Here is a 13,897-nt window from a genome sequence, read left to right as displayed (position 1 = left end):
CACGGAATCTCTTAAACTCCAAGCGATTTAAGCTTGCGATGCAGTGCCGAGCGCTCCATGCCGACAAATTCCGCTGTTCGCGAAATATTGCCCCCGAAACGATTTATCTGGGCAATCAAATATTCCTTCTCAAAACGTTCTCTCGCTTCCCTTAACGGAAGCGCCATAATGTGCTGATCTGCTTCCGTGGGAGCCCGTGGCAATGTATCTCCGATTTCGGCAGGCAACAAATCAGCGGTAACCGGCTCATCCGGATTATCGCCGCGTGCAAGAATCATAAGGCGTTCAACATTGTTTCTTAGCTGTCGAATATTCCCAGGCCAACTATGTGCCTGCAAAACCGCCATCGCATCGGCACCAATTTGTCGCGGTTTAATGCCGGTTTGCTCAGCAATTTGAGCCATGAAATATTCGACCAGCGCGGGAATATCTTCACGTCGGGAAGCAAGCGGCGGGACATGCACAGGAACCACCGACAAACGATGATAGAGATCTTCCCGGAAAGTGCCCTCTGCAATCATCCCTTCCAGATTTTGCGCGGTAGATGAAATAATGCGGACATCAACTTTCACACGTTTCGTACCGCCCACCCGTTCAAACTGCTGATCCACCAAAACCCGAAGAATTTTATTCTGGGTTTCCCGCGGCATATCTGCAATTTCATCCAGATATAGAATACCGCCATGCGCTTCTTCCAGCGCACCGACTTTGCGTTCTCCTCCGTCCATTTCGGTACCGAACAGCTCTATTTCCATCCGCTCCGGTGTGATCGTTGCAGAATTCACCGTCACAAACGGACCATTCGCCCGGCTAGAACTCGCATGAATGACACGCGCCGCTAGTTCCTTCCCGGCTCCAGACGGCCCGGTAATCATGATGCGACTATTTGTTGGCGCGACCCGTTCAATTGTCTGCCGCAACTGATTGCATGCAAGCGAGGTTCCAATCAGGTCCAGATTGTGGCCACCACGTTTTCGCAAATTCGAAACTTCCCGTTTGAGCTTGGAAGTCTCTAACGCCCGTTCAGCGACAAGAATCAGCCGATCGGCCTTGAATGGCTTTTCGATAAAATCATATGCACCGCGCCTGATTGCGGATACTGCCGTTTCAATATTGCCGTGACCAGATATCATCACCACTGGCAAATCAGGGTGCTGTTTCTTGATCTCATCAAGCAGTGCCAGACCGTCTAGACGACTTCCTTGCAACCAAATATCCAAAAACACCAGACGGGGCACACGATCATCGATTGCGGCCAGCGCACTGTCCGCATCAAAAGCTGTTCGGGTTTCATACCCTTCATCGCTCAAGATACCAGCTACCAGTTCCCGAATATCGACTTCATCGTCAACGACAAGAATATCCGCTGCCATATCAAACCACCTGTCCACTCGTTCTGTTCGCCTGAACTTCCTCATCCGATTGGTCGGAGGGAGCTTCAGGAAAAATCATGCGTATCAATGCGCCGCGGCCACCAAAAAAGTCTTCTGGCGCATCGTGCAATTCTAAATAACCACCATGCTCTTCAACGATTTTTCGCACAATCGCGAGCCCCAATCCTGTGCCTTTTTCGCGAGTTGTCATATAAGGCTCTAAAAGTTTCTGCCGGTCGTCACCCGGCAATCCTTTGCCATTATCGATAATATCGACGGTCAAATGCCCGTTAGATTTATATGCTCTGACAAGAATATGCCCCTCACCGCGCTCTTCTTTCGGCACGGCATCAATCGCTTCGCTTGCATTCTTTATGACATTGCCGAACGCCTGTCCGAGCATACGACTGTCAAAAGTACCCAGAAGCTCGCAATCTTCAAACTCATTGGTAAATTGGATGTCCTGCCGGCTGACTTCAATCAGGAATGACGCCTCTCTTAACGCATCTCGCAAATCCATAATCCGCATATCGGGCTTTGGCATACGGGCGAAAGCAGAAAACTCGTCGACCATCCGACCAATATCGCCGACCTGACGGATAATCGTCTCCGTACACTGATCAAACACTTCGCGGTCTTCAGTAATTACCTTCCCATAACGCCGGCGAATACGCTCTGCAGAAAGCTGAATGGGTGTAAGCGGATTTTTGATCTCATGCGCAATACGCCGAGCGACATCTGCCCAAGCAGAAGATCGCTGCGCCTGCACAAGATCGGTAATATCGTCAACCGTTACAACATAAGAATGATCGTCTGTTTCAGCGTCTTCAACAGTCACCTGCACATTGAAGGTACGCGCCGCATTTGCGCGTGTCATTGTCACCTGTTCTCGATGCATGATGCGCCCGGCACTGCGGGCCAATTCAAAAGCCTGCCCTATCTCCGGTGCGATGCTGCTGAGATTTTTGCCAATTGCTTCCTGAGAACTGACGCCGAACATTTGCTCAGCTGAGCGATTGAGAATAGAGATCGACCCATCCGTTTCAATCCCGATCACACCCGCAGTTACGCCTGATAAAACTGCCTCGGAGAAGCGGCGCCGTTCATCAATCTGCGCATTGGCAAAAAGCAACTCGTTCCGCTGACTTTTGACCTCAGCAACCATATTGTTAAAAGTATCAGACAGCGCGCCCACATCTCCATCTGATGCACGTACGGGCACAAAAATATCAAGATTACCTGCGGAAACCTCATCTGCCGCACCGATCAACAATCGGATCGGGCGAACGAGCCTGTCTGCCACGGCGATCCCAGTCCAGATTGCCGAAAGTAGTACAATAAGCGTCAAGCCAAAATAAAGCAGTGCAAAGGCGATCTGGGTTGGAATGCGGTTCGCGTCCATTTCCTGATAGCGCTTTGTATTCGCCTCCATCAGATGCATCGCCTCCAGCACCTGCTGATCAACCGTGCGAACTGTATAAAGATATAGATCCGGTATTTCGCGCATCTTGATAACAGCGCCCACAAAATTACTGTTTCCGGGCGGGATAATTACCGGCTTTCCATCAACAGCTGTGGCAAGGGCATCTTCTGTAGGCGGCGGCAAACGCACCTGAATACCTATGTCGCTTCTTACGACAATGTCACCGTTTTGCCGTACGAGAAAAGCACCTAACAAACCCCGTCCAGCCGTCTGAAGTGACATAAAGCGCACAAATCCGCCGCGATCCAGACTGAACATGGTCCTTTGAGCATCAAGCTCCTGCAACATCGAATAGGATGTGCTTTGCAGATTAAGTGCAGTCTCTCTTATATAAGCGGATGACAGGCTTTGTGATGAGCTGACAATATCGCGTGTATTGGTATCAAACCACCGATCAAGCCCCAGATTAAGGGTCACTGACGCAACAATAGCTACAACAATCGCTGGCACTGCAGCAATCAGAGAAAAAAGCGCTACTATTCGGACATGAAGCCTTGATGCAGCCTTCCCCAGCCGCCGGGCGGTGATAATGCGATAAATTTCCCGACATATTAGCAGAATAAGAAAACAGATCAGCGCGACATTAATGATCACAAGCGCCAGCGTTACGCCACGATCAGGCGTTATGGGTGTAATCCCAATCAAAATTGCAAAAGAAATAGATGCTGTTATCAGCGCTGATACAACGGTAATAATGCCAGGCAGCGCGAGAAGCCTGCGCCCCTCCCCACCCGATTGTTGATCAGATTCATTAATATCCGTCATCAGATTCGCTGTTTTCATGTTAACCATGTTAACCAATTCCGTTGCATCTATGCAACATATTGTGGCGAAAATGCAACGATATTTTGAGAGACCTACAGTTTTGGGCTGCGATATATATTTACTCCTAATTCGCGAATTTTCTTGCGCAAAGTATTTCGGTTGAGCCCCAATATTTCCGCCGCTTTAATTTGATTTCCTCGCGTTGCGGTTAGACAGGCTAAAATTAACGGATATTCAAACTCGGCCAACACTCGATGATAAAGACCGGGCGGCGGCAATCCGTCTCCAAAAGAAGCAAAATAGCGTTGCATATTCTGCTCGACGACCTGTGAAATGGTCACCTGATCAAAATCAATCGATAACCCTACACCACTGTCCGGTTTTGATAAGTCATGCCGAAGTTCCGCTTCAATAATTTCGGGCGTAATTTCTTCTTGAGGATATAGCGCCGCCAGACGCCGGACCAAATTTTCCAACTCACGCACATTACCCGGCCAGCAATATTGCCGCATGATATCCAGTCCCGCGGCATTAACCCATTTTTCCGGCAACCCCTCTGTGGCCACTCGCTTGAAAAAATGCCTCACGAGATCTGGGACATCCTCGCTACGCTCGCGCAATGGAGGTAACCGCAATGGAACCACGTTCAGGCGATAGTATAAATCTTCGCGAAAAAGCCCCTGCGCAATCAGTTGTCGAAGATCTTTATTCGTGGCTGCCACAATGCGAACATCGGTTTTGACCGGGATTCGTCCCCCGATACTCGTAAATTCACCCTGCTGCAGGACACGAAGTAAGCGCGTCTGCGCATCCATTGGCATATCGCCAATTTCATCGAGGAATAAAGTTCCACCATTCGCCTGCTCAAAACGGCCTATGGCACGGTTTTGCGCACCCGTAAACGCACCTTTTTCATGCCCGAACAATTCCGCTTCAATCAATTCACGCGGGATAGCGGCCATGTTAATTGCAACAAACGGACCTTTGCGCCGGCGTCCATATTCATGCAGCGCACGCGCGACCAGTTCTTTCCCCGTGCCCGATTCACCTGTCACCATTACCGTCAGATCAGTCTGCATCATGCGCGCAAGCAAGCGATAGATTTCCTGCATGGCAGCCGAACGGCCAACCAGAGGCATATTCTCCATCTGGTCATCGCCATGATTTAACGCTGGGCGGGTTTTGGGTTCGGCCAAAGCGCGGCGGATAATGTTAATCAATTCCGTTAAATCAAACGGTTTTGGCAGATAATCATAGGCTCCCGCCTCTGAGGCCCGGATCGCCGTCATGAATGTATTCTGTGCGCTCATGACAATAACTGGCAAATCGGAACGCATCTTTTTAATGCGCGGCAGCAAATCAAAAGCATTTTCATCGGGCATCATAACATCGGTGATCACCAAGTCCCCGTCGCCCGCTGAAATCCATCGCCATAATGAGGACGCGTTCGAAGCAACTCGCACCTCATAGCCCGCACGTGAGAGCGCCTGATTAAGAACCGTACGGATTGCAGCATCGTCATCTGCAACAAGAATAGTGGCTTTCTCAGGCTTCGAAATCATTTTTAGGTCCTGACCGAGATAATTCAAATTCTTTTATTTCAATATCTTCTGTCAAATTCTTCCAACATGGCATAAGGATTTTGAACTTCGTCCGCAACGGATGAGCGTCACACTCAATCACCCCACCGTGATCACCAATGATTTTTGCAACCAATGCCAATCCGAGGCCCGAACCTTTAACCTTGGTGGTTACGAAAGGCTCGAAAAGATGCGGCAGCATGTCCGCAGGAACCCCCGAGCCATTATCTTGCACGCAGAATTCCAAAGGCAGGGCAACCCGATCCCGCGCACCCGGCACCTGTAATTTAATGCCCGGCTTGTAAGCGGTGGAAAGTGTAATTTCTCCATCCTCTCGGTCACCAATTGCTTCTGCGGCATTTTTAATGAGATTGAGAAACACCTGAACTAGTTGATCACGATTAGCATAGACCGGCGGCAGCGACGGGTCGTAATCTTCAATAAAGCGGATATTCCGCGCAAAACCATTTTGCGCAATCGCTTTTACGTGATCAAGCACCACATGAATATTCACTGCGCTACGCTCTATGGGGCGTCCGTCTGAGAATATTTCCATGCGATTAACAAGCTTAACAATCCGATCCGTTTCTTCGGTAATCAGGCGTGCCAATGCCCGGTCATCTCCTTCGACCACTTGTTCAAGCAACTGCGCAGCTCCCCTTATACCCGAAAGAGGATTTTTAATTTCATGCGCTAGCATAGAGGCAAGACCTGCAACAGAACGTGCAGCACCTCTATGCGTCATCTGCCGATCAATTTTCTCGGCAATGGTTTGCTCTTTGAACAAAATGACAACCGCACCGGGCTTCTCCATGACAGGCGCGACATAAAGATCAACAATTCGTTCTCCCCCTAGCTTGGGCGAAGACACATCTACGCGATATTCATTTATCGGAACCTGGGTGCTCCGCACCTTATCAATCAATGATAATAACGGACTGCCCAACGGCAGAAATGAGTCCAAACTGTTACGTGCCAATATAGCGGAACCGGAACGAAAAAATTGTTCTGCATCTAGATTGGCAAAAGTAATGCGATTATCTGCACCAAGCATAATCACGGGCTGACTGATTGCATCAAGCACTACGGATGCAACATTATCCCCTTCGCCTCTGCGGCGCATCAGGCAACCCTACGCTTTGGAACGCTTAGTTCCGCTTTTTGATGAAAAATAGTTTCAAGCTCTCTAACTACCTCGGCAGCATCGTTCAATGTCATGATCTTCGCCCGCGCAGCCGGCGCAAGGGTATTTCCAATGTGACGATCAAGATACCAGCCTAAATGTTTTCGAGCATGCCTTATGCCGGTTTTGATGCCATAATGGTTTAGCATATCTTCATAATGACTTATAATATATGCTAAAATATGCTCTATCGATTTTGGCACCGCATCGCTTCCTACAATGCCGCCTGCCAACCATGGCTGGCCATAGGATGCCCGACCCACCATTATCGCATCCGCTCCGGATTGCTGTAAAATTGCGCAAGCATCATCTTTATTTGCCACATCACCATTCGCTACCAGCGGTATTTTTACCGCCTCTCGAACAGCCCTGATAGCGTCCCAATCCGCTTTGCCTTTGTAAAACTGGCATCGGGTGCGGCCATGGACCGTAACCATGGCAATACCCGCATCTTCGGCACGCTTTGCCAATTCGGGTGCATTTATGCTGTTTTCATCCCATCCCAGACGCATCTTAAGCGTCACCGGAACTTTTACAGCGGCAATCGTCGCCTCAACCAAAGTCATAGCGTGATCTAGATCGCGCATCAGTGCAGAACCGGAATAACCGCCTGTCACCTTTTTCGCCGGACATCCCATATTAATATCGATGATGTCTGCGCCCTCTCCTTCGGCTATTTTTGCAGCTTCCCCCATCCAGTGGGCCTCTCGACCCGCAAGCTGAACAACATGGGTGCCAAGACCTTCGCCGGATAGGCGCAACATGCTTTCTTTATGCCGATTACAAAGCTCTGCACTTGCAACCATTTCGGAAACAACCATTCCCGCACCTGCCTGCGCTGCTCGCTTTCTGAAAGGAAGATCCGAAACGCCTGACATGGGCGCAAGAAAAACGCGATTTTTCAGCGTCACCCCGCCAATATTCAGAGGCTGCGATAAAATTTCCACCGATTTGCCTATTTGGTATGCATTAAAATATTCGCCCATAGTTTAATCATATGGGTCAACTGGCGCAAGAAAAAGCCCAATTGAATCGCAAGAAACCGTTTGATGACTGGCATTTCAATTCGCAAGGCATTATTCCGCTTACACAAACTTTTTTGTCGGGGCTAAAAAAATTTCTAAAGTAGCAGCAATAATCGTGGCAGCAGGCCGCGGAGAGCGCGCCGGTCAAAGCATTGAAGGGCCAAAGCAATATCGTCGTATCGGCGGTCAATCCGTTTTGACACGCACATTATCTACATTTGTGGAATCAGAATTGATCGATGAAATCGTGCTCGTCATTCATTCTGATGATGTTGATTTGTGCAAACAGGCAATCAGCCCATATATAAAACGGATTAAAATTGTGCTTGGCGGTGCAACCAGACAGGATTCGACACGTCTTGGTTTGACGGCACTTGAAGATTGCCCTCCACAATATGTGCTCATCCACGACGGAGTGCGGCCATTTATTTCCCAAGAACTTCTTCACACCATCGTGCTAAATCTTTGCCCTGATACTGGAATACTTCCCGCGCTCGCAGTTTCAGATACGCTCAAACGGGCCTCTAAAGAAGGAACCGTTATCGAAACTGTATCGCGTGACGGACTATTTGCCGCGCAAACACCACAGGCTTTTCCGTATAAACAAATCTTTGCGGCGCATAATCTTGCCTTTGAAAACGAGCGAACAGATTTTACCGATGACGCTGCAATTGCCGAATGGTACGGCCTTCCGGTCCGCATTGTGCAAGGCTCAGCGGATAATATAAAGCTCACATGGGCCAAAGATATAGAGCTGGCTGATAAACGTTTGAGGCAGAATATGAGTAAGTTTCCTGACATCCGCACTGGCAACGGATATGATGTTCATTGTTTCGAGCCGGGCGATCATATCACTTTGTGCGGCGTCAATATTCCTTTTACCAAAAAGCTCAGCGGCCATTCCGATGCCGACGTCGCGCTGCATGCGCTTACCGATGCTCTGCTTGCAACGTGCGGCGCTGGCGATATTGGCACCCATTTTCCGCCCTCAGACCAAAAATGGAAAGGCGCTGCCTCACATATTTTTGTTGAACATGCTGTGAAACTGGTACGAGAAGCCGGCGGTCGTATTGCCAACACAGACATCACTATAATTGCCGAAGAGCCTAAAATCGGACCGCACCGAGCAACCATGACAGCATCTTTAGTTAATATGCTTGGAATTAGTGCTGACCGTATTTCGGTTAAGGGAACTACCAACGAAAAACTCGGTTTTATAGGTCGTGGTGAAGGCATTGCTGCTATCGTCACCGCTACCGTAATTTATCCAGGTGAGGTTCCCGAATGAGATTGATTGCAGAAAAAAAGGCGACGAAAGTTCTCGATGCATGTCGTGACCGCAACGTAATGCTAGCCACCGCGGAATCCTGCACTGGCGGTTTAATCGCAGCCGCGCTGACCGATATTGCCGGGTCGGCAGATGTGGTTAAATGTGGTTTCGTCACCTATTCCAACGAAGCCAAAACTCAGATGATTGATGTGCCCGCCGAACTCATCAAAGAAAAAGGGGCTGTGTCAAAAGAGGTAGCGATAGCGATGGCAGAAGGAGCATTAGCACGCTCCCAAGCTGGTATTGCTGTTGCTGTCACGGGGATTGCAGGCCCCGGCGGCGGATCATTAGAAAAACCGGTTGGTCTGGTTCACATCGCCTGCGCTTGCGATAAAGAACCTACCGAGCATCGCGAATTTCGGTTTGGCGATAATCCACGTGAAGAAAATAGGCACGCAACTGTTTATGCCGCGTTGGATCTTATTCTTGAGGTTTTGGAAAAGTAATCAGGATATGCCGTAAATTTCATCGGCACGTTTTTCGAAGGCCTCAGAAAACTTTTTAAATGCCAGATCAAACATCGTACCCATCAATAGACCCAATGTCCGGCTCTTAAATTCATAATCAATGAAAAACTGAACATCACATTCCGCCCCATCGCCGACCGGTATAAACGTCCAGCGATTGTCCAAATATCGAAACGGTCCGTCGAGATATTTGACGTCGATAATATTGTGCGACGGGCTTAACAAGACCTGACTCGTGAATGTTTCACGGATGAGTTTATACCCCACCGTCATATCCGCAATGAGCAAAGACTTCTCGTCACGCTCCTTGCGTGTGCGAACTGTCAACGCTTCGCACATCGGTAAAAAAAGCGGATATTTTTCAACGTCTGCAACCAGGGCAAACATTTGCTCTGCCCTGTGCTTGACGCGCCTGACCGTAGTAAATTGAGGCATAAGTTACGAAACTCGTATTGCGTTCTGGGCTTCCCGGGCGGCCTTAAGTTTTGCGAAATCCTCACCAGCATGATGCGATGAACGCGTCAATGGGCTTGAAGCCACCAAGAGGAAACCCTTAGTACGCCCAATGGTTTCAAAAGATTTGAATTCATCTGGCGTCACAAAACGGATTACCGGATGATGCTTGCGCGTCGGCTGGAGATATTGACCAATGGTCATGAAATCCACGTCTGCCGAACGCAAATCGTCCATCAGCTGAAGAATTTCATTTCGTTCTTCGCCAAGTCCGACCATGATTCCCGACTTCGTAAAGATAGTGGGATCAAGTTCTTTAACCCGTTGCAACAGGCGAATGGAGTGGAAATAACGCGCGCCAGGGCGAACTTTGAGATATTTGGACGGTACAGTTTCAAGATTATGATTGAACACGTCCGGGCGTGCCTTGACCACAATTTCAAGCGCGCCTTCCTTGCGCAGAAAGTCGGGCGTAAGAACTTCAATTGTCGTTTTTGGCGTAGTGGCACGGATAGCATGAATGACATCAGCGAAATGCTGAGCGCCGCCATCGGCCAGATCGTCACGGTCGACCGAAGTGATAACCACATGGGTCAATCCCATTTGCTTGACTGCCTTGGCCACATTTTCAGGCTCATTGGGGTCAAGCGGCATAGGTATCCCGGTTGCGACATTGCAAAACGCGCAAGCGCGGGTACATATTTCACCCATAATCATAAAGGTTGCGTGCTTCTTTTCCCAGCACTCACCAATATTCGGGCAACCAGCTTCTTCACACACTGTCACCAGCTTATGAGAGCGCACAATATCGCGCGTTTCTGCATAACCGCGCGAAACAGGAGCTTTGACACGAATCCAGTCGGGTTTCTTCAGGATTTCACTATCCGGACGATGAGCCTTTTCAGGATGTCTTAGACGCCCGCTCTGGTTGACCGTGTCAAGAACTGTAACCATGCTGTTTCCTGCCTATCCGGAGCTTTTTCATCAATGGACCTGAAATGCTCCTAATTTGGTCTGGTCCTAATCCCTAGCCTCAAACCTGTCAACTTGAGTGGGGCTCATCGCCGTGTAGCCAGCCCCAACGCACGAAATACCAATGCCCAGATCAAACCGAAGATAAAACCGCCAAGACCTAGCGCAAACGTAATTGACCAGACTCCCAACCAGCCCGAAAGTGCGCTTCCATTGATCGATATGGTGTTTCCCGCAAGCAGGCTCAAGGTACCAGCCATAAAGCCTAACCCTAGCCCGCCTAATGTGCACCATTTGAGCGTGGGCAAGGCGGCTCGCCGCCATGGCCCTCCATTTTCGATCAAAGATAGCTGACCTTTCTTTAGGCGTTGATCACCCGGCCATAGGCATCCAATACGCTTTCCTTCATCATCTCGGAAAGGGTCGGATGTGGGAAGACCGAATGCATCAACTCTTCTTCAGTCGTCTCAAGGTTCATGGCAACCACAAAACCTTGAATGAGTTCTGTCACTTCCGCGCCTACCATATGAGCGCCGAGCAATTGCCCAGTCTTTTTGTCAAAGATCGTCTTGACCAGCCCCTGATCTTCTCCCAGCGCAATGGCCTTGCCATTTGCTGAGAAGGAATATCGGCCAACTCGAATATCAAGCCCCTGCTCCTTAGCCTTAGCTTCTGTGAGGCCAACCGAAGCAACTTGTGGATTACAATAGGTGCAACCCGGTATCATTGCTTTGTCGAGAGGATGAACATTCGGCAAGCCAGCGATCTTTTCGACGCAGATCGTACCTTCATGCTCAGCTTTATGCGCCAACATTGGTGGTCCTGCTACGTCGCCAATCGCATAGATGCCTTCGACATTGGTTTTGCCATAGCCATCAACAGCTATGCAACCGCGATCCTTCTTAACGCCAAGCGCTTCCAGACCGAGATTTTCAATATTGCCCTGCACACCAACAGCCGAGATCATGCGATCAACGGTGAGTTTCTCAACCTTGCCGCCCTTGGTCTCAATATGCGCGGTGACTGAATCCGCGCCCTTTTCAACCTTGGTGACCTTGGCTTCGGTAATGATTTTGAGACCGAGCTTTTCTAAGCGTTTACGTGCAAAAGCGGCGATCTCAGCATCTTCTACCGGCATAATTTGCGGCATTAATTCGACAACTGTGACGTCAACGCCCATCGCATTATAGAATGACGCAAATTCAATTCCGATAGCACCCGAACCCATAACCAGCATGGATTTTGGCAGTGCCGGAGGAACCATCGCTTCGAAATAGGTCCAGATCAGCTTGCCATCTGGCTCAATGCCTGGCAGCGAACGCGGCCGGGCACCCGTTGCAACGATCACATGCTTTGCCTTGTAACTGCCCTCGCCCAAAACGCCCTTCGGCACCGGGTTTTGCGGCAGCATCGGTTCTTTCGAAGTTTTCGAGACGGAAATCTCCGCAGGATTGGAGCCGCTAGCCCCCTTCACCAGTTTGGCTTCGCCCCAAATGACGTCAATCTTGTTTTTCTTCATCAGAAAAGCGACACCGCCATTCAGGCGCGCAGAGACACCGCGAGAGCGCTGCACCACAGCCTCAATATCAGCTTTAATTGAGCCTTCCAGTGTAAGACCATAATCCTTGGCGTTTTCGCCCAGATGCAGCACTTCAGCCGAGCGAAGCAGCGCTTTGGTTGGAATACACCCCCAATTAAGGCAAATTCCACCCAAATGCTCCCGCTCAACAATTGCCGTTTTAAGCCCCAGCTGCGAAGCGCGAATTGCGGTTACATAACCGCCTGGTCCTGATCCGATAACAATTACGTCGTAGACTTCGGCCATTTTCTTGTGCCCTTATTTCTCAAAGACGGAAACGCCGCGCATCCTATATGACACGCGGCGCTTAACCTGATCAGACCAGCATGCCCATCGGATTCTCAATATGGCGCTTAAATGCCTGGGCAAGCTCTGCCGCCAGCGCACCATCAACCGCCCGATGATCGGTGGAAAGTGTCACAGACATAATAGTCGCCACCTTGATCTCACCGTTCTTGACCACAGCGCGCTGTTCACCCGCACCAATTGCGAAAATAGTGGCATGCGGTGGATTGATGATCGCCGCAAAATCCTTGACGCCGAACATGCCAAGGTTGGAAACAGCAGTCGATCCACCCTGATATTCTTCTGGCTTCAATTTGCGATCCCGCGCACGCTTTGCGAGGTCTTTCATCTCGTTTGAAATCGTCGAGAGCGTTTTGGTGTCCGAGTGACGCACAATAGGCGTAATCAAACCACCCGGAATTGACACAGCCACGCCTACATCTGCGCGCTTATGTTTGATCATACCGCCTTCGGTCCACGACACATTCGCATCGGGAATATCACGCAGTGCCAAGGCCGTAGCCTTGATAACTAGATCATTGACAGAAAGTTTGTAGGCCGGAACCTCGCCTTTTTCAGTCTTGATCATGGGCGCAGCAGCATTGATCTGCGAGCGTAGCGCCAACAATGCATCGAGTTCGCAATCAATCGTCAGGTAGAAATGCGGTACTGTCTGTTTGGATTCAACCAGACGACGCGCAATGGTTTTGCGCATACCGTCATGCGGTACCAGCTCATAGGAGCCTTCTTCAAACAGCTTGAGGATAGCATCATCTGACATTGGCTTTGGTGCAGTTGGGGTCGCAACACTCTGCGCAGCTGCAACCTTAGCACCACCCGAAGCAATCGCTGCTTCGACATCGCGCTGAACCACACGGCCACGTGGCCCTGTACCCTTCACCGCCGCTATGTCAATGCCTGCATCTTTGGCGATGCGACGTGCAAGCGGAGATGAGAAAACCCGTTCGCCCTTCTCGGCAGCATTATTTGCAACCGGTGCGGCTGGCTCAGCCTTTGCAGGAGCTGGAGCCGGCGCGTCTTGCTTTTTGGCTTCAGCCTTGGGGGCTTCGCTCTTAGACGCTTCGGGCTTTGCTTCGGCTTGCGTGGCCGCAGCTACATCGGCACTCTTAGCGGCTTCTGCAATATCTTCGCCTTCTTCAGCAAGAATTGCGATCAGCGCATTCACCTTGACGCCTTCGGTTCCGGCAGGAACCACGATTTTTGCTATTGTGCCTTCGTCGACAGCTTCGACTTCCATCGTCGCTTTATCGGTTTCAATCTCGGCGATAACATCGCCGGATGAAACCTTGTCGCCTTCCTTAACCAGCCATTTTGCCAGATTGCCTTCTTCCATTGTCGGAGAAAGTGCTGGCATGGTGATATTTATCGGCATGTCCCGTTT

At 50.0% G+C, this 13,897-nt stretch carries 11 protein-coding genes and 1 pseudogene; 2 read left to right on the top strand and 10 right to left on the bottom strand.

Annotated elements, in window-relative coordinates:
* Window positions 1-11: 11 nt before the first annotated feature.
* Genes ntrX through dusB form a run of 5 tightly spaced genes read right to left on the bottom strand, consistent with a single transcriptional unit; the run spans window position 12 to window position 7,331 of the window.
* On the bottom strand, window positions 12-1,373 hold the full coding sequence (gene ntrX / locus C7374_RS05550) for a nitrogen assimilation response regulator NtrX (protein ID WP_111574604.1): 1,362 nt from the start codon (window positions 1,371-1,373) through the stop codon (window positions 12-14).
* 1 nt (window position 1,374) lies between these two features.
* Entirely contained in the window at window positions 1,375-3,681 is a 2,307-nt protein-coding gene (locus C7374_RS05545; protein ID WP_111574603.1) for a sensor histidine kinase NtrY-like, read from the bottom strand.
* A gap of 32 nt (window positions 3,682-3,713) precedes the next feature.
* Complete coding sequence (gene ntrC, locus C7374_RS05540) at window positions 3,714-5,183, bottom strand: nitrogen regulation protein NR(I) (RefSeq protein WP_111574602.1); 1,470 nt, start codon at window positions 5,181-5,183, stop codon at window positions 3,714-3,716.
* Window positions 5,167-6,324: a two-component system sensor histidine kinase NtrB gene (locus tag C7374_RS05535; RefSeq protein ID WP_111574601.1), complete on the bottom strand. Its 1,158-nt coding sequence runs from the start codon at window positions 6,322-6,324 to the stop codon at window positions 5,167-5,169. The genes ntrC and C7374_RS05535 overlap by 17 nt, the downstream gene beginning before the upstream one ends.
* The gene (dusB, locus tag C7374_RS05530; RefSeq protein WP_210205071.1) at window positions 6,324-7,331 is read right to left on the bottom strand and encodes a tRNA dihydrouridine synthase DusB; all 1,008 of its coding nucleotides are present in this window, start codon (window positions 7,329-7,331) and stop codon (window positions 6,324-6,326) included. Before dusB ends, C7374_RS05535 begins: the two co-directional genes overlap by 1 nt.
* Before the next feature lie 102 nt (window positions 7,332-7,433).
* Here dusB and C7374_RS05525 point away from each other — a divergent pair.
* Together C7374_RS05525 and C7374_RS05520 are read left to right on the top strand one after the other, a co-directional pair.
* Window positions 7,434-8,697, top strand: a pseudogene (locus C7374_RS05525) (bifunctional 2-C-methyl-D-erythritol 4-phosphate cytidylyltransferase/2-C-methyl-D-erythritol 2,4-cyclodiphosphate synthase).
* Entirely contained in the window at window positions 8,694-9,185 is a 492-nt protein-coding gene (locus C7374_RS05520) for a CinA family protein (protein WP_111574598.1), read from the top strand. The pseudogene C7374_RS05525 and the gene C7374_RS05520 overlap by 4 nt, the downstream one beginning before the upstream one ends.
* Here the strand turns inward: C7374_RS05520 and C7374_RS05515 are convergent, their stop codons facing one another.
* The 5 genes from C7374_RS05515 to C7374_RS05500 all read right to left on the bottom strand — a co-directional run bounded on the left by C7374_RS05515 (window position 9,186) and on the right by C7374_RS05500 (window position 13,888).
* Window positions 9,186-9,641, bottom strand: coding sequence for a type II toxin-antitoxin system RatA family toxin (locus tag C7374_RS05515; protein ID WP_111574597.1), 456 nt, complete (start codon window positions 9,639-9,641; stop codon window positions 9,186-9,188). It lies immediately after the preceding gene.
* Between the two features lie 3 nt (window positions 9,642-9,644).
* A complete protein-coding gene (gene lipA / locus C7374_RS05510; RefSeq protein WP_111574596.1) occupies window positions 9,645-10,613 on the bottom strand; it encodes a lipoyl synthase in 969 nt (322 codons plus the stop codon).
* 104 nt (window positions 10,614-10,717) lie between these two features.
* Complete coding sequence (locus C7374_RS16140) at window positions 10,718-10,891, bottom strand: hypothetical protein (protein ID WP_170130215.1); 174 nt, start codon at window positions 10,889-10,891, stop codon at window positions 10,718-10,720.
* Window positions 10,892-10,992: 101 nt separating this feature from the next.
* Complete coding sequence (gene lpdA / locus C7374_RS05505; RefSeq protein WP_111574595.1) at window positions 10,993-12,456, bottom strand: dihydrolipoyl dehydrogenase; 1,464 nt, start codon at window positions 12,454-12,456, stop codon at window positions 10,993-10,995.
* A gap of 70 nt (window positions 12,457-12,526) precedes the next feature.
* Window positions 12,527-13,888, bottom strand: a complete 1,362-nt coding sequence (locus tag C7374_RS05500; protein WP_111574594.1) for a pyruvate dehydrogenase complex dihydrolipoamide acetyltransferase — start codon at window positions 13,886-13,888, stop codon at window positions 12,527-12,529.
* Window positions 13,889-13,897 lie beyond the last annotated feature (9 nt).

The sequence above is a fragment of the Falsochrobactrum ovis genome (assembly GCF_003259955.1).
GTDB classification, from domain to species: Bacteria; Pseudomonadota; Alphaproteobacteria; order Rhizobiales; family Rhizobiaceae; genus Brucella; species Brucella ovis_A.
Note: the sequence above shows the minus strand (reverse complement) of the source record. Positions and strands in the feature narration are given on the sequence as shown.